Source organism: Prevotella amnii CRIS 21A-A, assembly GCF_000177355.1.
GTDB lineage: Bacteria > Bacteroidota > Bacteroidia > Bacteroidales > Bacteroidaceae > Prevotella > Prevotella amnii.
The window spans coordinates 1-17821 of the sequence record NZ_ADFQ01000003.1 but is presented as its reverse complement, the minus strand read 5'-3'; the positions used below and the strand labels follow the sequence as shown (position 1 = coordinate 17821).

The 17821-nt window shown below is 39.9% G+C and carries 16 protein-coding genes and 1 pseudogene; 12 read left to right on the top strand and 5 right to left on the bottom strand.

The genetic code is table 11. From position 1 onward, the window contains the following. Positions 1 to 126: 126 nt before the first annotated feature. Both obgE and pgeF read left to right on the top strand, forming a co-directional pair. On the top strand, positions 127 to 1293 hold the full coding sequence (obgE, locus tag HMPREF9018_RS00100; RefSeq protein WP_008446467.1) for a GTPase ObgE: 1167 nt from the start codon (positions 127 to 129) through the stop codon (positions 1291 to 1293). Then, complete coding sequence (gene pgeF, locus HMPREF9018_RS00095) at positions 1286 to 2068, top strand: peptidoglycan editing factor PgeF (protein ID WP_008446567.1); 783 nt, start codon at positions 1286 to 1288, stop codon at positions 2066 to 2068. The genes obgE and pgeF overlap by 8 nt, the downstream gene beginning before the upstream one ends. 62 nt (positions 2069 to 2130) lie before the next feature. Here pgeF and HMPREF9018_RS00090 read toward each other — a convergent pair whose 3' ends face one another. Together HMPREF9018_RS00090 and HMPREF9018_RS00085 are read right to left on the bottom strand one after the other, a co-directional pair. Continuing rightward, positions 2131 to 2316, bottom strand: coding sequence for a hypothetical protein (locus HMPREF9018_RS00090; RefSeq protein ID WP_019035806.1), 186 nt, complete (start codon positions 2314 to 2316; stop codon positions 2131 to 2133). Positions 2317 to 2341: 25 nt separating this feature from the next. Continuing rightward, positions 2342 to 3523, bottom strand: coding sequence for a phosphoribosylaminoimidazolecarboxamide formyltransferase (locus tag HMPREF9018_RS00085; RefSeq protein ID WP_008446598.1), 1182 nt, complete (start codon positions 3521 to 3523; stop codon positions 2342 to 2344). Between the two features lie 152 nt (positions 3524 to 3675). Between HMPREF9018_RS00085 and HMPREF9018_RS00080 the strand changes: the two genes are divergently transcribed. Then, positions 3676 to 4050 carry a RidA family protein gene (locus HMPREF9018_RS00080; protein WP_008446611.1) on the top strand — a complete coding sequence of 125 codons (375 nt, stop codon included), beginning with the start codon at positions 3676 to 3678 and terminating at the stop codon, positions 4048 to 4050. 108 nt (positions 4051 to 4158) lie between these two features. Then, positions 4159 to 4443, top strand: a complete 285-nt coding sequence (locus HMPREF9018_RS00075) for a hypothetical protein (protein WP_008446513.1) — start codon at positions 4159 to 4161, stop codon at positions 4441 to 4443. A gap of 72 nt (positions 4444 to 4515) precedes the next feature. Here HMPREF9018_RS00075 and rplS read toward each other — a convergent pair whose 3' ends face one another. Further along, positions 4516 to 4875 carry a 50S ribosomal protein L19 gene (gene rplS, locus HMPREF9018_RS00070; RefSeq protein WP_008446613.1) on the bottom strand — a complete coding sequence of 120 codons (360 nt, stop codon included), beginning with the start codon at positions 4873 to 4875 and terminating at the stop codon, positions 4516 to 4518. A 217-nt stretch (positions 4876 to 5092) separates the two neighbouring features. Between rplS and HMPREF9018_RS00065 the strand changes: the two genes are divergently transcribed. The 3 genes from HMPREF9018_RS00065 (at position 5093) to HMPREF9018_RS00055 (ending at position 7253) form a co-directional block, all read left to right on the top strand. Further along, entirely contained in the window at positions 5093 to 5863 is a 771-nt protein-coding gene (locus HMPREF9018_RS00065; RefSeq protein WP_008446660.1) for a 5'-nucleotidase C-terminal domain-containing protein, read from the top strand. Between the two features lie 108 nt (positions 5864 to 5971). Then, positions 5972 to 6814 (top strand): bifunctional metallophosphatase/5'-nucleotidase, encoded by an 843-nt coding sequence (locus HMPREF9018_RS00060; protein ID WP_008446583.1) that lies wholly within the window; start codon positions 5972 to 5974, stop codon positions 6812 to 6814. 271 nt (positions 6815 to 7085) lie between these two features. Next, the gene (locus tag HMPREF9018_RS00055; protein ID WP_019035809.1) at positions 7086 to 7253 is read left to right on the top strand and encodes a 4Fe-4S binding protein; all 168 of its coding nucleotides are present in this window, start codon (positions 7086 to 7088) and stop codon (positions 7251 to 7253) included. A 231-nt stretch (positions 7254 to 7484) separates the two neighbouring features. Here the strand turns inward: HMPREF9018_RS00055 and HMPREF9018_RS11420 are convergent. Continuing rightward, a pseudogene (locus tag HMPREF9018_RS11420) lies at positions 7485 to 8263 on the bottom strand (IS30 family transposase); the annotation flags it as partial. A gap of 127 nt (positions 8264 to 8390) precedes the next feature. Between HMPREF9018_RS11420 and HMPREF9018_RS11165 the strand changes: the two are divergent. From HMPREF9018_RS11165 to HMPREF9018_RS00025, 5 genes are all read left to right on the top strand, one after another. Further along, positions 8391 to 8564, top strand: a complete 174-nt coding sequence (locus tag HMPREF9018_RS11165; protein ID WP_231551783.1) for a hypothetical protein — start codon at positions 8391 to 8393, stop codon at positions 8562 to 8564. A 406-nt stretch (positions 8565 to 8970) separates the two neighbouring features. Then, positions 8971 to 9675 carry a response regulator transcription factor gene (locus tag HMPREF9018_RS00040; RefSeq protein WP_008446737.1) on the top strand — a complete coding sequence of 235 codons (705 nt, stop codon included), beginning with the start codon at positions 8971 to 8973 and terminating at the stop codon, positions 9673 to 9675. Then, on the top strand, positions 9672 to 11042 hold the full coding sequence (locus HMPREF9018_RS00035; protein WP_008446632.1) for a HAMP domain-containing sensor histidine kinase: 1371 nt from the start codon (positions 9672 to 9674) through the stop codon (positions 11040 to 11042). Before HMPREF9018_RS00040 ends, HMPREF9018_RS00035 begins: the two co-directional genes overlap by 4 nt. Positions 11043 to 11302: 260 nt before the next feature. Then, entirely contained in the window at positions 11303 to 13945 is a 2643-nt protein-coding gene (mgtA, locus tag HMPREF9018_RS00030; RefSeq protein ID WP_008446674.1) for a magnesium-translocating P-type ATPase, read from the top strand. A gap of 23 nt (positions 13946 to 13968) precedes the next feature. Continuing rightward, on the top strand, positions 13969 to 14976 hold the full coding sequence (locus HMPREF9018_RS00025; protein WP_231551782.1) for a carbohydrate porin: 1008 nt from the start codon (positions 13969 to 13971) through the stop codon (positions 14974 to 14976). Positions 14977 to 15441: 465 nt separating this feature from the next. On the opposite strand, the gene HMPREF9018_RS00020 is transcribed toward HMPREF9018_RS00025, so the two are convergent. Beyond that, positions 15442 to 17730: a hypothetical protein gene (locus HMPREF9018_RS00020; RefSeq protein ID WP_039863794.1), complete on the bottom strand. Its 2289-nt coding sequence runs from the start codon at positions 17728 to 17730 to the stop codon at positions 15442 to 15444. Between the last annotated feature and the right edge of the window lie 91 nt (positions 17731 to 17821).

Sequence of the window (17821 nt, the reverse complement as noted above, 5' to 3'; positions counted from 1 at the left end):
AAATAATACTGGATAGATATTGAGAGGTGAGAGTAAAGGATTATATTCCAGAACGCTCTATCCTCTCATTTTTTTTTATTATATAAGAATATATTTTTTATTTATTCTTTTTTTATTTCCTTTTTTATGGCGGACTCAAACTTTGTAGATTACGTTAAAATATATTGTCGTTCTGGCAAGGGTGGTAGAGGTTCGATGCATTTGCGTCATGTGAAGTATAATCCCAATGGTGGTCCTGATGGTGGCGATGGTGGTAAAGGTGGAAGTGTTTACCTACGTGGTAATCATAATTATTGGACCTTGCTTCATTTAAAGTTTCAGCGTCATATCTATGCTGAGCATGGAGGTAATGGTGGCAGGGATAAGTGTCATGGCACAGATGGTAAAGATGTATATATTGATGTGCCATGTGGCACAGTAGTATATGACGCCGAAACGGGTAAGTTTGTTTGTGATGTTACATACGATGGGCAAACAGTGTTGTTATTAAAAGGTGGTCGTGGAGGATTAGGTAATTTCCAGTTTCGCACTTCTACTAATCAAGCTCCGCGTTATGCTCAGCCAGGAGACCCTATGCAGGAGATGACGGTTATAATGGAATTGAAGCTCTTAGCTGATGTTGGTTTGGTGGGTTTTCCTAACGCAGGGAAATCTACATTACTGTCTTCTCTGTCTTCTGCTAAGCCAAAGATAGCTAATTATCCATTTACAACCATGGAGCCTTCATTAGGAATTGTTAGCTATCGAGATCATCATAGTTTTGTAATGGCAGATATACCTGGAATTATAGAGGGGGCAAGTGAAGGGCGTGGCTTAGGTCTTCGTTTCCTCCGGCATATAGAACGTAATTCTCTTTTGCTTTTTATGGTACCTGGTGATACTGATGATATAAAAAAAGAGTATGAGGTTTTACTTAATGAGTTAAAGCAGTTTAATCCGGAAATGATAGATAAGCATAGAGTTCTTGCGATAACAAAGAGCGACTTGTTAGATGAAGAGCTTATCGAAATGCTTCAAGAAACGTTGCCAAAAGATCTTCCTGTAGTGTTTATTTCAGCTGTAACAGGACAAGGTATAGAAGAATTAAAAGATATTCTATGGAAAGAATTAAACTCTGAAAGTAATAAGTTGCGTGAGATTACTTCAGAAGATACTCTCGTGCATCGTGATAAAGACATGATGTGTTTTGTTGAAGAGTTGCAGGCAGAAGGAGCCGATTTTGATAAAACAGAAGATAGAGAAGATGCTGAAGAAATAGACGATTTAGACGATTTTGAATATACAGATGAGTAAGCCTTTATTACATTATTATAATATATCTTCGGAAGTTGTTGCTTTTTCCACTACACGGCATGGTGGAAAAAGTAATGGTACCTTTGGCACTCTTAACATAAATGCTTATCGTGGAGACGACCCAATAGCTGTAGAGGCTAATTTAGAGGCTGTTGCCAAAGAGATAAATGTACCTAAAGAAAGAATTATTCGTCAGCATCAGGTGCATGGTACCGATAGCAGAATGATAGCAGAAGAGTTTTTCTTATTGCCTACAGAGGTGAAAAAGCAGATTCTTGAAGGATCAGACGCTTTGCTAACTGATGTACAAGGTGTTTGTATAGGTGTGCATACTGCCGATTGTGTACCTGTGTTGTTATACGATACTGTTCATCATGCAGCTGCAGCTATACATGCAGGTTGGCGAGGAACAGTAAAGCATATAGTAAGGAAGACTATCTACTCTATGATGAATGTTTATAATACTGCCCCTAAAGACTTAAAGGCTGTTATTGGGCCATGTATATCTTTAAAGAATTTTGAGGTTGGTCAGGAAGTGTATAACCAGTTTGCTGAGGCTAATTTCGATATGGATAAGGTTAGTAAGTTTTATGAAAAGTGGCATATTAACCTGCCTTTAGCTAATGAGTATGAGCTTCTTTCCTTGGGGGTGAGACCTAATAATATATTCCAGTCGGGAATATGTACTTATGATAACTATGAAGATTATTTTTCGGCAAGACGTATAAAAGAAAATTTCGGCACGATTTATACCGGTGTTATATTAAAGAAGTAGGGCTTTTATCTGAAAAGCCTACTTCTTTAATTAAGTTGTAGCAGAAAAATAAGTGTGTTTTCTTATTTGTGTCTATTGGCTCTTGCTTGCCGATATTTTGCTTTTTGTTTAGCACTACCAGAGCCATGTGCCCCTGTAATATATTTCTTTTTCTTTGCTTTTGTCTTTATTTTATTGTCATCTTGCTTGTTTTTATAAGTTTTTTTAAAGGTAATACCTCCTTCTATTATCTTATCTATATCTTCCATTTGTTGCAATTAAATTGTTTTTTTATTAATGATGAAATAACCTTACTCCTGTAAATGCCATTGTGATACCATATTTATCACAAGTATCAATAACGTTGTCATCGCGCACGCTTCCTCCTGCTTGTGCAATAAATTCTACTCCACTTTTATGTGCTCGTTCTATATTGTCTCCAAATGGGAAGAAAGCGTCTGATCCGAGTGATACTCCTGTGTTTTTGGCTATCCATTCCTTACGCTCTTCACGAGTTAAAGGCTCTGGCTTCTTTGTGAAGAATTTTTGCCAAACACCTTCTTGTAGTATGTCTTCATATTCATCAGATATATATACATTGATAGTGTTGTCGCGATCGGCTCTACGAATGTTATCTTTAAAAGGTAGGTTTAAAACCTTTTGACATTGTCTTAGCCACCATTCATCGGCTTTGTTACCAGCTAATCGTGTGCAGTGTATACGACTTTGTTGACCTGCTCCTATACCTATAGCTTGCCCGTCCTTAACATAACATACAGAGTTACTTTGTGTATATTTAAGTGTTATTAGTGCTATGGTAAGATCTCTGATAGCTTCGGGTGTGAAATGTTTTGCTTTAGTAGGTATTTTTTCAAATAGAGTAGGGTCGTCTAACCTTATTTCGTTCCTACCTTGCTCGAAAGTAATGCCAAAAACTTGTTTGTGTTCGATGGGTGCAGGCTTGTAACTTGGGTCTATTTTTATAATATTATAGGTGCCTTTACGTTTGTTTTTAAGTATCTTTAATGCTTCAGGTGTGTAGCCGGGAGCAATAACTCCATCGCTTACTTCTCTTTTTATGAGCAATGCTGTAGCTTCATCACAGGTGTCGCTAAGTGCACAGAAATCGCCATAAGAGCACATTCTGTCTGCTCCACGTGCTCGTGCATAGGCATTTGCTAAAGGAGTAAGCTCAAAGTCGATATCATTAACGAAATAAATCTTTTTAAGAATATCGCTAAGAGGCATTCCTATAGCAGCTCCTGCAGGACTAACATGTTTGAATGATGCTGCTGCCGGCATTCCTGTTGCGGCTTTTAGTTCTTTTACCAGCTGCCAGCTGTTAAGCGCATCAAGCAAATTGATATAGCCAGGCTTGCCATTAAGTACTTCAATAGGGAGATTGCCTTCCTCAATATATATACGTGAAGGCTTCTGATTAGGATTGCATCCGTATTTGAGTGCTAATTCTTTCATATCGCTTATGTATGGAATATGTTTATAACTGCTTACAAAGTTACTATTTTTCTAATTAATTATCTTATTTCTCATTAAAGGAAATAGAATATTGTGTATATTAAAAAATGTTTTGTAACTTTGCTTTAGTATAAATTGTTATTTTTTTTAATATGAAAGTATTACATACAGATGAGGCTCCTGCAGCAGTGGGGCCTTACAGTCAGGCTATTGAAGCAAATGGATTGGTTTTTTGTAGTGGTCAGTTGCCTATTGATCCAGCCACAGGAGTTTTTGTGGAAGGTGGCATAAAAGAGCAGACCTGTCAGTCGATAACTAATGCAAAAGCTGTGTTGTGTGCAGCAGGGTTAGATTTATCTAAAGTAGTTAAGACTACCGTTTATCTTTCAGACATGAGCTATTTTGCTGATATGAATGAGGTATATGCACAGTTCTTTAAAGAGCCGTTTCCCGCACGGTCGGCAATAGCAGTTAAGACCTTGCCTAAAAATGCTATGGTAGAGGTAGAATGTATAGCTGTAAGATAGGAGGCAAATACTTTAAAAAGAGGTAAATATGTATTAAGAAAAGCTTATCTTTATTGGTTTTGTTTATCTTTGTGCTTATCAATAATATTGTTTTGCTAAGTAAAAAATATGAAAAAAGGTTTTCGAGCTATTACAAATAGGATAGAAAAGTTTGCTTCGCATAGTTTGCATATGAGGCGTGAGCTTAATGAGCTTTCAGCTAAGTTTGATAAGTTGGGTATAAATTTAAGTATAAAGTCGCTTCGTAGGATATGGGATAAGAGCTTTATATTAGAGCGTCCTTCTGCAAAAACTCTTGATAGGCTTGCTTTGTTAGCAGGTTTCCAAAGCTGGACCGATCTCAAAAAAGCCTTGCATGGTGATAATGATGGCGATTTGAATTATAACGATTAGTTATATTAGAAATATAAAAAAGGCTGGGAATGTAAATTTTCCAGCCTTTTTATTTTTTTTAGTATAGAAGGATTACTCTGTTGTAACAGTTCTCTTTTCCTTGATACGAGCAGCTTTACCTGTAAGCTTACGAAGGTAGTAAAGCTTAGCACGACGTACCTTACCACGTTTGTTTACCTCGATAGAATCGATATTAGGCGATTCTATAGGGAAGATACGTTCTACACCTACAGTTCCAGACATTTTGCGAACAGTGAAACGCTTCTTTTCGCCATGCCCAGAAATCTTTATTACAACGCCTCTATAAAGCTGAATACGTTGTTTGTTACCCTCAATGATTTTGTAAGCTACAGTGATAGTATCACCACTCTTAAACTCAGGAAACTGTTTGCCAGTAGCAAATGCTTCTTCAGCAACTTTAATTAAATCCATTTTTATTGAATGTTTAATCGTTTGTTGTATAACGCAACATAATACATGACTCGTCCATAATCAGCGGTTACGTTAAAATCGTTGCAAAGTTATAGCTTTTTTTTGAACCTTACAAGTCTTATTCCTTTTTTATGCTGTGTGCTGTTAATTATAATGGTAGGGATTGTTAGTTTTTACTTAAATTTGTTATCTTTGCAGTATAACTAAAATAAATAATATGAATAAGTTAAAGCATAGCTGTTTTTTAGCGTTATCAGTGCTGTTTATAAGTACTGGTTGTGTTAGTACTCATTACGAGCTGGCAGGTCTTAAAAGGACAAGGCTTCTTGTAGATGGTCGTTATGATGTTAATCCTGATAAAGGGGCACAGATCTTTATGGCAAAATATAAGCATCAGGTAGATAGCATCATGGGGCCTGTAGTGGGCGAGGTAGCTCACGACATGACTGCTCATCGTCCAGAGAGCGATTTGTCTAACTTGCTTGCTGATATTATGGTATGGGGCGCACAGAAATATAATGAAAAGGTAGACTTTGGAGTTTACAACATGGGTGGCATTCGTGCGGCGTTAATACGCGGTAAGGTTACTTATGGAGATGTTCTGGATATTGCTCCTTTTGAGAATAAGATATGCTTTTTAACCTTGACGGGAGAAAAGGTGTTACAGCTTTTTCGTGAGATGGCTCATACCGGAGGTGAAGCTGTTAGCCATGGGGTAGAATTGGTTTTCACAAAAGATCACAAGTTGAAGAGTGCTATGCTGCATGGTAAGGCAATAGATCCTAAGGCTTCTTATCGTATAGCAACTTTAGATTATCTTGCAGAAGGTAATGATAAATTAGAGGCATTTAAGGCTAAAACTAATGTTAATGCACCTTCGGCAGTAAGTAATAATACTCGCTTTATTATAATGGATTATTTTAAGGCTGCTACAGCTCAGCATAAGATAGTAGATGCTAAGCTGGAGGGTAGAATCATAGTGGAATAAAACGGAAAGTATTTTTTTAAAAGATCGTTATATAATAAGGTCTATACAGACTTCTTTATAAAGGTATAGAGGTTTGATAGGTGTTGTAAATAATAAATTGAGATTATAATGAAAGGTAGAATATTATTGCTGAGCATGCTATTTGTGGCAGCTTTTGCTTTTGGACAGAATAAGAAGTTGGTAATACTTCATACTAACGACACACATAGTCAGATTTATCCATTTAATCCTAACATGTCAGATACTCTGCGTGCTGGTCGCGGAGGCTTTGTACGTCGTGTTAATTTAGTGAAGGAAGAGCGTATGAAAAATCCTGATTTACTATTGTTTGATAGTGGAGATTTCTCACAAGGTTCGTCTTATTACACAATGTTTAAAGGAGATGTTGAGATAGGACTAATGAATCTCATGCGTTATGATGCAGCTGTGATAGGTAATCACGAGTTCGATTTCGGTATGGACAACATGATCCGACTATTTAAGAAAGCTAAATTCCCCTTTGTTTGTGCTAATTACGATTTTACAGGTACAGAGCTCGAAAAGATAGTTAAGCCATATGTTATAATAAAACGAAATGGCTTAAAGATAGGAGTGTTTGGGTTAAGTCCGAAGATGGAAGGTCTTATATCAGAAAAAAATTATGGTACACTTAAATATATAGATCCTGTTAAGGCTGCACAAAAAGCTATAGATGAGCTTAAAGCAAAGAAATGCGACCTTATTATCTGTTTATCTCATTTAGGCTGGAATATAGAAGGAGATAATGAAATGAAGTTGATAGGGGCAACAAAAGGTATTGACATTGTCTTGGGAGGTCATTCGCATACTTTTCTTAAGAAAATGGAATATGTTAAGGACCTTAGCGGCAAGATGGTAGGTGCTGACCAAAACGGAAAGTCGGGTATATATATAGGAAGAATAGAGGTAGATATGAAAAAGGCTAATAAGTAGTTGTTAAAGTTAAATATTTAAGGCTTAAACTTTAATCTTAATATACTTTTTGAGAGTGATTAATATGAGTATATGTAAGAGAAAGATTAGAGTTTAAGCCTTTTTTATGCCCTCTTTTATGATAGAGCTTTATTTTTATGGTGTCTAAATTTATTCAATTTAATCATCATTTTTAGGTATTTAGTTTTTTATTCGTATCTTTGCATCATCAAAAGTAGGTATAATAGACCTATTCGAGATATGAATATAAAACAATTTAAATAAATTAATTATGGCTTACGTTATTGGTGACGATTGTATCGCATGTGGTACATGTATTGATGAGTGCCCAGTAGAGGCAATTTCTGAAGGTGAGAAGTATGTAATAGACGCTGATGCTTGCACAGAGTGTGGCACATGCGCTAGTGTTTGCCCAAGTGAGGCTATTAGCCTTCCATAAGTAGGGGATATATACTTAGTTACTGTTTAAAATTCATTATAGCAGGTCTCTTTAGAGGCTTGCTATTTTTTTATATGCTAAAAAAAGCATTACTGTCCGAAGAAATGTGTACTTTTGCCCATGTTATCTAAGTTTGGGAACAAAAGCAAAGATAACAAAAAGGGCTGATACCTCGTGAGAAGTGTCATCCCTAAATTTGTATCTTACCCAAAAGTTTAGCGGACAGTAATAATTCTCAATAGCTCCCTTTTGCCATGAGCAATATGGATCGGCGAAGTATACGGGCACGCCTAAGAACTTGGTAATGTCCTTATGTGCCGCAAATCCAGGTCCGTTGTCTGTTGTAATGGTCTTCAAAATGTCCTTGTATGGCAGCAACAGTTTCCTGACCGCCTTTGCCAGAGGCTTTGACTGCTTCCCAAATGGCAGTTTCTGCATAAGCAGCATATTGGTGGATTTCTCTACCAGTGTGAGTATAGCATGTTGGTCAGGGTCTACGATTAAGTCCATCTCAAAATCTCTGAATATCTTCCCGTCAACTTCCTTACTTCTTTCATGGATACTCAACCTGTCTTTAATTGGAAGATGTCCACACCTTGGGACGATGCCTATATTTCATCTTATGCCTTGTGTGTTTGGCAAGTTCCCGTATCATTATGAATGATATTATAAATGGATTGGTGGGACACCTTTATCCCATCATTCTTGCGCAGATAACCTGATATTTGCCGTAGAGACCACTGGCCGTTGGTGATATATTCCTTAATCCTCCAGACTAATTCGTCGGAGAGCCTGGCGTTCTTTACCGTTCTCTTTCTGCGCTGCATAGCCATATCGTGCACCTTTGTCCAAATATACTTTCCTGATGGCGTGCTGTTGCGTCTGATTTCACGTGAAAGTGTTGACTGACTGATGCCGACGATTGCGGCAATCTCTTTTCTCCCTGTTTTCTTTTGGAGTAAGGCTAAAATTTGCGACCTTTGCTCCGAGGTTAATTGATGATATTTCACAATAAAAAGTTAATTAATCTTGGGGAGACAGAGGTCTCCTTTTTTTGTTTGTATTGCCGGTTGTTTTTTTCCGGAAGAGTCCAATAGCACAAGGAAACTTTTCCAAATCTTAATTCGACTTTTGGATGTGGTTAAGAACAGATCGGATATTATGCTGGGCAAGTTTGACGTGGGGTCGCACGTCCGATTGGCAGACTTTATTCTCGATCTTATTCACGCATCGGAAGGTAGTCTGCTTATGTCCTCGTCCCATAACACCAATTTGATAGATATCAAGAGGCTAAATCGTCTTTATCAATAAGTCAGAAGATGGAGTCATCGAAGTATATTCTCTGTATGATTTCAAGGATTTCCGAGAGAACATAGAGGCGGAAAAAAGGTATGTTCACGACTGTTGTTTCTGTTATTCATCAAAGGCTGTTATCATGGATAAGTTTATGTTGGTACAAGTAATGCTTGTCTAATCCGCACAAAATGATTATCTTTGTACTCGTTGGTTGACTTAAGGACGCATCTGCCTGTCTTGTAGGTTTCTGTTGGGAAGATAGAGATGCTGTAACATCCGCACATGTTGTGCCTTTTGTTGTTATCTGGGCGAAGTGGCTTTGTCGCTGCCTTGCATCGTTTCGCATCATCATCATGTAATATAATGATATGTATAATGTTTGCGTATTTAATAAATTGTCGAATTAATTCATCCATTAAGTATGATACCACAAATTCTCATCGTAGAAGATGAACAAAGAGTTGCAGATTTGTTGAAGGTGGGTATAGAGGAACACGGCTACGAGGTAATGGTGGCCTATGACGGAATGATGGGTTTGCAGCTCTTCAATAAGTATGACTTCAAATTGATAATATCCGACATCATCCTTCCAAAACTTGATGGATTTGATTTATGCAAGGAGATACGGACGAAAAACAAACATGTGCCTATTCTCATGCTGACTGCTTTGGGTACTACTGATGATAAATTAGAGGGATTTGACGTGGGGGCGGATGATTACATGGTAAAACCTTTTGACTTGCGTGAACTTGTGGCGCGCATGAAGGTATTGTTGAAGCGCAACAGCAGCCAGATATACGAAAGTGAGGGGAATGCGGTTGACATCGTTTATGCTGACTTACAAATAAACCCTAATCTGCATGAATGTAAACGAGGTGGTGTCGCCATTAAACTAACGCCTAAGGAATATAACTTATTGAAATATATGATGCTGCATGCCGATAGAATTATCCCAAGAACAGAAATTGCGGAAAAGGTTTGGGGCACTCATTTTGACACCGGCACGAACTTTATAGATGTGTACATCAATTATCTAAGAAAAAAAATAGACCGGAGTTTTCCCGTAAAGCTCATACATACCAAGCCTGGCATAGGTTTTGTGCTGACTGATAAGCATGTTTTATGAAAATACGTACTGCTCTAACTTTAAAATATACAGCTATAACGGCAACCGTATTCTTGTTGTGCTTGACCATGGTCTATCTCTTGAGTGAACAAGCGCGTAGCGAGACTTTCTTCAGGCGGTTGCGGAGTGAGGCTGTGACCAAGGCGCATTTGTTCTTGGCAGGACAGACTGATGCCAAAACCATGCAATCTATTTACCTTAATAACCGTAAGTTTATTGATGAAGTAGAGGTGGCGGTATATACTCCGAAGTTCAAGATGCTTTACCACGATGCCATACAAAGCGACATTGTTAAAGAAACACCTGACATGATACGGGCAATTTTGCATCAGAAGCAAATAGCCTTTTACGAGGGTGCTTATCAGAGCATTGGCATGATATATCGCTTCAAGGGAAAGTCATACGTCATTACTGCTGCCGCCTACGATGGTTATGGATACGCCAACTTGGTTGAGTTGCGCAAAACGCTCTTTCTGTTGTTTCTCATAGGGTTGAGTCTGCTTTTTGTGGTGAGTTATCTTCTTGCCCGTTTGTCGTTGAATCCCATACGGAGAATCGTGGAAGAAGTTCAGAACATTACAGCCAAACATATAGACCGCCGTTTGTTTGTGAAATGTGCTAATGATGAGTTGGGAGAACTGGCCATAGCGTTTAATGCCTTGCTCGAACGGTTGGAAAAGTCGTTCGAAGCACAAAAAATGTTTGTCAGCAATGTTGCCCACGAGCTTCGCAATCCATTAGCAGCCATAACCACGGAGTTGGATGTGGCTTTGCAAAAACGCAGAACAGAGTTGCAGTATGTAGAAGCAATGCAAAATGTTTTGCACGATACTAAGCGCATGAGCCGGTTGATTGATGGGTTGCTCAATTTGGCAAAGGCTGACTATCAGCGTGAGCAAATCAGTATGAAAGAGGTTAGGCTTGATGAAATTCTACTTGATGTAAGAACACTCATACTCCGTAGTCATCCCGATTATAGCATAGAATTGATATTTGATGAAGAGGATAGCGACGATGAACGTTGCGTTACCGTCAATGCCAACCCTTACTTACTTAGTATCGCTTTCTCTAATCTCATAGAGAACAATTGTAAATACTCGGATAACAAGTTGTCGTCTGTTCAAATATCCTTTTGGAAAGAATGGTCTATCATTCGACTGTCTGATAGCGGGAAGGGTATGACCGACATTGACAAGAGAAATTTGTTTAACCTGTTTTATCGAGGGGAGGATGAGAAAATAGTGGAAGGACATGGGATAGGCATGGCTATTACACAAAAGATTATATTGCTGCATGGGGGCGAGATAGCAGTTCACTCACAACGAGGCTCTGGCACCACCTTCATGGTCAAGCTTTTGCACGTTTAAAACAAGGCGTGTCCTGTAAATCGGCTTTGTCAGACGTGGCACTTATTTTTTCTCCACAAAAAGAAACTGAAAGATAACAAAATGTATTTCTTGAAATTAATTACCATATACGGTGGTAATCTATAGAAGCAACCCTATTTGTTTCTAATTAAATTTTAATATTTTTCTAATAGTTCTCTAATACCCCATATGCAAAAGTAAGATTACTTTTGCATCGCAAATGAACGAACGGAGTATAAACCCATTAAAATGTTAATAATATGTGGAAGAGAACAAAACGTGTTCACGTTTCTTTCAATGCGCCCAAGGTGTTTCAGGTTGCACGGCAGCCGGTAGATGCCGTGTTCTATTGTCTTAACACCACGGCATGTGGATTGCGACAGGAAGAAGCTGAGAAACGTCAATCTGTATATGGAAAGAACGAGGTGATACATGAACAGAAAAAGAATCCCCTAGTCACTTTTGTCAAAGCTTTTATCAATCCCTTTGTAGGCGTACTTACGGTGCTGATAGCCATATCGTTCGTGTTGGACGTGCTCACGGCGCCGCATGGCAAGCAGGATTGGACTTCCATCATTATCGTCTCAACCATGATTGTGCTGAGCGCTATCTTGCGCTTTTGGCAAGAATGGAAGGCCAACCAATCGAGTGAGGCTCTTCAAAAGCTGGTCACGAACACTTGTTACGTGCAGCGGTTGAATGACACTGGTGAGATTGCCATAGAAGACTTGGTGCCGGGCGATGTCGTGATGTTGGCGGCGGGCGACATGATACCGGCGGACATGCGTATTGTTGAGGCTAAAGATTTGTTCGTAAGTCAATCTACGTTGACGGGCGAATCAGATGCCGTGGAAAAGTTTTGCTCCATACAAGAAGAAAGCAAACATTCCAGAAGCGAGATAGAACTCGAGGATATTTGCTATATGGGCTCTAACGTGTTGAGCGGTTCCGCCAAAGGTGTCGTTTTCGCGACAGGAAACGACACCTATATAGGGACTATTGCGAAGAACGTTGTAAGGCATAGGGCAACAACAGCTTTTGACAGAGGTATCACGAAAGTGAGTATGTTACTCATACGTTTCATGCTATTTATGGTGCCTTTCGTGTTTTTGGTCAATGGTGTTACAAAGGGCGACTGGATGCAAGCTTTCATCTTTGCCATCTCGGTTGCGGTGGGACTTACGCCAGAGATGTTACCCATGATAGTGAGCGCCAACCTATCCAAAGGGGCGTTAAAGATGTCTCGCAAAAAGACGATTGTCAAAGATTTGAACGCCATTCAGAACTTTGGCGCCATGAATGTGCTTTGCACTGACAAGACGGGCACGCTGACGCAAGACCATATCGTGTTGGAACAACATATAAATGCCGACGGAACGGAGGATGTGAATAACAGAATTTTGCGGCACGCGTATTTCAATAGCTATTTCCAGACGGGCCTTAAGAACCTCATGGATTGCGCCATCCTTTCACATGTAAAAGAGTTACAGCTTGAAACGTTGAGCGACAATTATCACAAAGTGGACGAGATACCGTTCGACTTCGTGCGCAGGCGGATGTCGGTCGTGGTAGAGGATAACAAAGGAAAACGGCAAATCATCACCAAGGGTGCCGTGGAGGAAATGCTTTCCATTTGCTCGTATGCAGAAACGGATGGAGAGGTGAAACCACTCACAGACAGCCTAAAGCAACGAGCTATGCGGATAGTGGAAGACATGAACAACAAAGGCATGCGAGTGTTAGCATTGGCCCGTAAGACCTTTTTGGATAAGGAAAATAACTTTGAGGTTGAAGACGAGTGCGAGATGGTTCTCATTGGATACCTTGCTTTTCTTGATCCGCCAAAGGAGTCTGCCGCACAAGCCATTTACGAACTTCATTCGCATGGGATAAAAATAAAGGTGTTGTCTGGAGATAATGACGCGGTGGTAAGAACTATCTCGAGACAAGTAGGTATCGATTCTACCATTATGTACACGGGAGGCGAGTTGAGAGAAATGACTGACGAGGAGAAAAGCGCGACCGTGCAAAAGGGTACGCTCTTCGCTAAACTTACGCCCATGCAGAAAGTGGAAATTATCCAAATTTTGCAGAAACAAAACAATACGGTAGGATTCCTTGGCGATGGCATCAATGATGCCGCGGCATTGAGAGAGTCGGATGTTGGCATTTCGGTAGACTCGGCTGTTGACATAGCAAAAGAAAGTGCCGACATTATCTTACTTGAGAAAGACTTGATGGTTCTTGAAGATGGGGTGGTAGAGGGAAGAAAGACTTTCGGAAACATCATCAAATACGTCAAGATGACAGCCAGTTCTAACTTTGGCAATATGTTCAGTGTCATGGTGGCGAGCGCTTTCCTCCCTTTCTTGCCCATGTTGCCGATACATTTGCTGATACAAAATTTGCTGTACGACATTTCACAGACTACCATTCCTTTTGATCGTATGGACAAAGACTATTTGAGCAAACCACGAGTATGGGATTCTTCAGACCTCAGTCATTTCATGATACTGATAGGTCCAATCAGCTCTGTGTTCGATATCGCGACCTATGCCCTTATGTGGTGGACGTTTGGTTGCGACCGTGTGGGCATGGCATCTTTGTTTCAATCAGGCTGGTTCGTGGAAGGTCTGCTTTCGCAAACACTCATTGTTCACATGATACGCACGCGCAAAATTCCTTTTGTGCAAAGCACCGCGTCGTGGCCAGTACTCTTCATGACTTTCGCCATCATGGTTCTTGGCATTTGTATGCCCTTCACCAACTTGGGGGCTTCGATAGGTTTCACGCCGTTGCCTTGGAATTATTTTCCCTGGCTGTTGGCTATTTTGTTCTGTTATTGTTTGCTTACACAAGGTGTCAAGGTCTTATATATACGTAAATACAAAAGGTGGTTATGAAAGCAAGAGTGTTGTTGTTTGTGATGGGCTGCGCCGTTCATTACATAGGACTTGCGCAAAAGGTGTCAGGGCAATATACTACCGAGTGGCAATGCGCAAAGAGCGGAAAGTGCAATCTTGTAAGTTTGCTCAGGCTGCAGGCAAGCATACCCATGGGGCGGCATTCATCCTTCGGCCTTGCGACTATTCATATAGTGAGAGCGCATGGAAACATCGTCAATGATTATCAAACGTTTTCTAACATAGAAGAAGAAAATTGTTTGGCGGCCATCGCGCTGTTGGGGTACACCAAAGAATGGGAGCGTTGCAAACTGTTTGCTGGCGTGCGAAATGTGAACGAAGATTTCTTCACCTCTGACTGTACAGCTCTTTTCACAAACAGCTCGTGTGGAATCTTTCCCACGCTGTCTGCAAGCTATCCCATCGCCAACTATCCTATGAGTGGGCTTACGCTCTTTTTTGAGGCTCATAAGGGAGCGTATAGGTTTAGGAATGCTTTATACAACGGAAGAGGATATAATGGTTGGACGCACGACAATCTGCCGTTTACGCTCAATCCTAAAAATGATGGCGTTTTTGACGTGGCAGAGTTCAAGTACAGCATTCATCACTCGTCCTATTTCGTGGGTGCGGCTTATCATTCTGCCTCGCGTGTCGCCAATATGAAGTATGGAAGTATGGCTGAGTGTCGCCAAAAGGCGAGCGCAGTTTGGTGGATATATGCCGAACAGAATGTTGGAACCTATCATGACGGAAGTCTTAACCTCATGGCTCAATATTCAGAGAACACCGACGTCAACGCGGGCTGTCATCGGTATGCCGAAATAGGATGCGTGTATAACAAAAGGAAGATGAACGCTGGAATATCCTTACAGTATGCTCATTTCAAGCAGGGAGAGGAAGGGTCGATAGAGCTGACGTGTCAAAAACAGATAAGCAAGTCTGTGAGTGTGCAGCCAGTGTTGCAATACATTAAAAACGACCAAGGCGACTTTGCTGTCGCAATGTTTCGGATGTATTGTCACTTTTAAAAATTATTACTGTCCGCTAAACATAGAAATCCTTATTCCAACTCATTGAGACAAAATAGTTCGGATGACAGCATGTTAGCGACAAGCCCCCTTATTCATTTCCTGGTATCTCTGGTGGCGATCACATACCGCTCACCGCCGTTTCGACGGTTTATTTCAACTATTTTATCATGGTCGAGAGATTTTATCAGCTGACCATATACCGGCTGTCCGAAGAAATGTGTACTTTTGCCCATGTTATCTAAGTTTGGGAACAAAAGCAAAGATAACAAAAAGGGCTGATACCTCGTGAGAAGTGTCAGCCCTAAATTTGTATCTTACCCAAAAGTTTAGCGGACAGTAATAATTTTTTATATGCTAAAAGAAAATGACCTGTGACACATGTGTGCCATAGGTCATTTTCTTTAGCCCTATACCCATAAAGCGTATAGCCTGCTCACATCTGTAAGTTGACTTTAGTTGCTACTATTTATGCGCAAATTCGTAATACTTCTCGTCATGCCCTTTTATCTTTTGTTTTCGTGGAGCATTGTCAGCATTCTCATCCAAGTTCCAGTTAGCTATACAACGTACTGCACCTTGATCATTGCTACCTATATTCCATTTGCGTTCAAATCCGTTTTTGGTGAAGGCTCTTCTATAGAAAGAACCTGCCCAGTCTTCCTTGCCATAGGTGTCATTATCTACCCCAAAATGCTTATTAGTGTTTGGACATATCTTTGTTCGTGTTAAGAAAGTTTCTAAAACATCTTGGTTACTATTGTTTTCGACATTAAAAATACGAATAACGTCCATGCTTCTGTTGTATTCCCAAAAAGTTTCAGTCGCAACATCCTCTATGGATATGGGCACATTACCTAACCAACGTGCAGTAACAGAAAGTCTATGTCCTTTCCCATCATCATTCATACCATTAGCACTGATAACATAGCGATATGCACAACGATAACGGTTGCCTACTTCCGTTGCCTTTGCCTTGTTATTATTTTTGCTGCTGTTGTAGATGAAACGTATAGCATAAATGACATCTCTTCCATTGTTCCGTACACGCTTATAAATGCTGTTAAAGTTGATAAAATTACTCTCATCATACTCATCGCCAAACAACCTCAGATACTCAAGCCCATAATATGGCTTCGGATTTCCGTTAGCAGTTTTTTCATCGAAGCTGAGGAGCTTACCTGACATATCCGTTTTGTCCTTATCATTCCAATTATCCCTTAAGCGAAGTTGGAAGTAGGGAAACGCAGCTGTCAATTCGTAAATGCTTGGCATGTGATAGCCTTGAGGATGTTGACCACTACTCATGATAGATTGAAAGCTGTAAGGAAACCCCGGTTTATTACGCTGGTAAAAGAGCCCTTTACCAGTACCTGAGCTCAAGTCGTTGGTAAACCCACTCGGGTTGGCTGCACTGAGGTTAGACTTTGCAAACCTTTCCAAAGGCACGCACCATTTATATTTTTTGCTGCCAGGACGTTTCACTTTCAGGTTGACATTTATCACCTTTCCCATATATTTACTCCAATCCACTATGGGCTGATTCCATTCATCTGTTATCTGTCCATAGGGGTTGTTGGCTACCAAAAACTCTCCACGCTTCACCGTTTTAAAATTAGAGTCCGTCCAGCCTAAGGCAAAACCTCCGTGGTAGGACGTGATAGACGTGTTATGCTCCATGTAGCCGTCACCATTAAACTCTCTCTTACCATGCTCTATAGGCATTCCCCATACCCAGAACTCATCGTAATCAACTCCTTTCTTATGCTCACCTTCCAATTTGCATTGGTAAGCCATTTCCTTATCCGAGCCGTTTTCCCTTCCACCTAAATTACGTTCGTCTTTAGTGAAATACCACTTCCAATAATCGGCTACCTTATTAAATTTTTTTTGGTCGTTCAAAATATGCACATTACTATTTTGGTTAGGTAGATCCCAATCATTAAGAATGTAAAAAATATTCCCCGTCAGTGCAGTACTTGCAAACATATATTTGTAATCTTCGGGATTTGTTATCAACTTATCATTCCTCTTTATCTTGATATGAAATACCACTCCTTGTGGTTTAAATTGAAGTCCTGAGAATGCAATTTTGTTTTTTCCTTTTATCTCTAATTTCTTCCATTCTGCAACAAAGGGTATATTAAACTTGCGATAGTTCTTTCCTTTGATGCTCACAAGCTCATTCAGTTTCTTTGTATCTTGATAAAATTCTACTGACAATGGAACACTGTCATTGAATACACGTTCCATTGTACCACCGATGATACCACAGATGTACCATTTGCTGCTACCGTCTGTCTCTTTCTCTATAGGTATTTCATTATTATTAGGCCACTCCAATTTAATTTCGGGGTAATAGGTACTTAATTGGAAACCTCCATTTACTTTCTTTACTTGTTTCCATAGAATCTTAAGGTATGCAATATGCCTCCTTGCATTATCATTCATATCATTATCTTCCTTGATAATGTAGGCATCTGTTTCAAACTCTTGAGGGTCATTACCCAGAAGATTAAAGTTTTCATCCATGGTTACAGCTGCGCGTGTACCTTCTGTAGCGTCATCGGAAGGTAATGCTGCTACTGTCGGCATTTCTGCCCCGGCTGTACTTTCATCTATGGTGATAGAGGTTGTCTTAGTAGGTAATGTGAGGTCATGCCCATTCTCATTAGACGAGATAACCGCTTCGGAACAAGCTGATACTACAAACATCAGTACCAGTAAAAATGTGTATAACTGTATTCTTCTCATTATATTTGAATTTTGTTTTATTGTTTACTCGTCATATCCTGAATAATCGTCACCATCAGATACTGGTTCCAACTCCGTCTTTTCATAATTA

What these genes read in the sequence shown, in the direction of transcription:
- obgE (WP_008446467.1), top strand. Translation starts at nt 127, where the DNA reads ATGGCGGACTCAAACTTTGTAGATTACGTTAAAATATATTGTCGTTCT.
- pgeF (WP_008446567.1), top strand. Translation starts at nt 1,286, where the DNA reads ATGAGTAAGCCTTTATTACATTATTATAATATATCTTCGGAAGTTGTT.
- HMPREF9018_RS00090 (WP_019035806.1), bottom strand. Translation starts at nt 2,316, where the DNA reads ATGGAAGATATAGATAAGATAATAGAAGGAGGTATTACCTTTAAAAAA.
- HMPREF9018_RS00085 (WP_008446598.1), bottom strand. Translation starts at nt 3,523, where the DNA reads ATGAAAGAATTAGCACTCAAATACGGATGCAATCCTAATCAGAAGCCT.
- HMPREF9018_RS00080 (WP_008446611.1), top strand. Translation starts at nt 3,676, where the DNA reads ATGAAAGTATTACATACAGATGAGGCTCCTGCAGCAGTGGGGCCTTAC.
- HMPREF9018_RS00075 (WP_008446513.1), top strand. Translation starts at nt 4,159, where the DNA reads ATGAAAAAAGGTTTTCGAGCTATTACAAATAGGATAGAAAAGTTTGCT.
- rplS (WP_008446613.1), bottom strand. Translation starts at nt 4,875, where the DNA reads ATGGATTTAATTAAAGTTGCTGAAGAAGCATTTGCTACTGGCAAACAG.
- HMPREF9018_RS00065 (WP_008446660.1), top strand. Translation starts at nt 5,093, where the DNA reads ATGAATAAGTTAAAGCATAGCTGTTTTTTAGCGTTATCAGTGCTGTTT.
- HMPREF9018_RS00060 (WP_008446583.1), top strand. Translation starts at nt 5,972, where the DNA reads ATGAAAGGTAGAATATTATTGCTGAGCATGCTATTTGTGGCAGCTTTT.
- HMPREF9018_RS00055 (WP_019035809.1), top strand. Translation starts at nt 7,086, where the DNA reads ATGGCTTACGTTATTGGTGACGATTGTATCGCATGTGGTACATGTATT.
- HMPREF9018_RS00040 (WP_008446737.1), top strand. Translation starts at nt 8,971, where the DNA reads ATGATACCACAAATTCTCATCGTAGAAGATGAACAAAGAGTTGCAGAT.
- HMPREF9018_RS00035 (WP_008446632.1), top strand. Translation starts at nt 9,672, where the DNA reads ATGAAAATACGTACTGCTCTAACTTTAAAATATACAGCTATAACGGCA.
- mgtA (WP_008446674.1), top strand. Translation starts at nt 11,303, where the DNA reads ATGTGGAAGAGAACAAAACGTGTTCACGTTTCTTTCAATGCGCCCAAG.
- HMPREF9018_RS00025 (WP_231551782.1), top strand. Translation starts at nt 13,969, where the DNA reads ATGGGCTGCGCCGTTCATTACATAGGACTTGCGCAAAAGGTGTCAGGG.
- HMPREF9018_RS00020 (WP_039863794.1), bottom strand. Translation starts at nt 17,730, where the DNA reads ATGAGAAGAATACAGTTATACACATTTTTACTGGTACTGATGTTTGTA.